We start from the raw sequence: 1968 nt of genomic DNA, 5'->3' as shown, positions 1-1968 counted from the left end.
AACGCTATTCGTGCGCTGAGCATGGACGCGGTACAGAAAGCCAAATCCGGCCACCCGGGTGCCCCGATGGGTATGGCTGACATTGCCGAAGTCCTGTGGCGTGATTTCCTGAATCATAACCCGAACAACCCGGCCTGGGCCGATCGCGACCGTTTCGTGCTCTCCAACGGCCACGGCTCAATGCTGATTTACAGCCTGCTGCATCTCACCGGTTATGATCTGCCGATTGAAGAACTGAAAAACTTCCGTCAGCTGCACTCCAGAACCCCGGGCCACCCGGAAGTCGGCTACACCGCCGGCGTTGAAACCACCACCGGCCCGCTGGGCCAGGGGATTGCCAACGCGGTCGGCATGGCGATTGCTGAAAAAACCCTGGCGGCGCAGTTCAACCGTCCGGGCCACGATATCGTTGACCACTTCACCTATTCCTTCATGGGCGACGGCTGCATGATGGAAGGCATTTCTCACGAAGTGTGCTCCCTGGCCGGTACCCTGAAGCTGGGCAAGCTGGTGGCGTTCTATGACGACAACGGCATCTCCATCGACGGTCACGTTGAAGGCTGGTTCACCGACGATACCGCCAAACGTTTCGAAGCCTACGGCTGGCACGTGGTGCGCGGCGTTGACGGCCACGACGCTGAGGCCATTAAACGCGCGGTGGAAGAAGCGCGCGCGGTGACCGACAAGCCGTCCCTGCTGATGTGCAAAACCATCATCGGCTTCGGTTCGCCGAACAAACAGGGCACCCACGACTCCCACGGCGCGCCGCTGGGCGACGCGGAAATCGCGCTGACCCGCGAGGCCCTGGGCTGGACCCACCCGGCGTTTGAAATCCCGTCTGACATCTACGCGCAGTGGGATGCCAAAGAAGCCGGTCAGGCGAAAGAAGCGGCGTGGAACGAGAAGTTCGCTGCTTATGCGAAAGCCTTCCCGCAGGAAGCCGCCGAGTATACCCGCCGCATGAAGGGTGAAATGCCGGCTGACTTCGACGCGAAAGCGAACGAATTCATCGCGAAACTGCAGGCTAACCCGGCGAAAATCGCCAGCCGTAAAGCGTCGCAGAATGCGATTGAAGCCTTTGGCCCGCTGCTGCCTGAATTCCTCGGCGGCTCGGCTGACCTGGCGCCGTCCAACCTGACCATCTGGTCCGGCTCGAAGGCGATTAACGAAGACACCGCCGGGAACTACATCCACTACGGCGTGCGTGAGTTCGGGATGACCGCGATTGCCAACGGTATCTCCCTGCACGGCGGTTTCCTGCCGTACACCTCCACCTTCCTGATGTTCGTGGAGTACGCGCGTAACGCGGTACGTATGGCGGCGCTGATGAAGCAGCGTCAGGTGATGGTCTACACCCACGACTCCATCGGTCTGGGCGAAGACGGCCCGACGCACCAGCCGGTTGAGCAGGTGGCTTCCCTGCGCGTGACGCCGAACATGAGCACATGGCGTCCGTGTGACCAGGTGGAATCGGCGATTGCGTGGAAATACGGCGTGGAGCGTCACGACGGCCCGACGGCGCTGATCCTGTCGCGTCAGAACCTGGCGCAGCAGGAGCGTACGGAAGAGCAGCTGGCGAACGTTGCCCGCGGCGGCTACGTGCTGAAGGAGTGCGCCGGTTCGCAGCCGGAGCTGATCTTCATCGCCACCGGTTCAGAAGTGGAGCTGGCGGTTGCCGCGTGGGACCAGCTGTCAGCGGAAGGGGTGAAGGCGCGCGTGGTGTCCATGCCGTCCACCGATGCCTTCGACAAGCAGGATGCGGCGTACCGTGAATCGGTGCTGCCGAAAGCGGTTTCGGCTCGCGTGGCGGTGGAAGCGGGTATCGCTGACTACTGGTTCAAATACGTGGGTCTGAACGGCGCTATCGTCGGCATGACCAGCTTCGGCGAGTCCGCGCCGGCTGAGCTGCTGTTCGAAGAGTTCGGCTTCACCGTTGAGAACGTGGTCGCTAAGGCGAAAGCGCTGCTG

The 1968-nt window shown here is 62.0% G+C and carries 1 protein-coding gene; it reads left to right on the top strand.

Annotation, left to right across the window (positions count from 1 at the left end; genetic code table 11):
- The coding region (gene tkt, locus M2416_RS26890) for a transketolase (RefSeq protein WP_259227605.1) at positions 1–1968 on the top strand (1968 nt) is incomplete at both ends.

Origin of the sequence: Klebsiella sp. BIGb0132, assembly GCF_024810075.1 — a bacterium.
Classification (GTDB): domain Bacteria; phylum Pseudomonadota; class Gammaproteobacteria; order Enterobacterales; family Enterobacteriaceae; genus Klebsiella; species Klebsiella terrigena.
The sequence above is the reverse complement of the archived record's forward strand: the minus strand, read 5'-3'. Positions and strand labels throughout refer to the sequence as shown.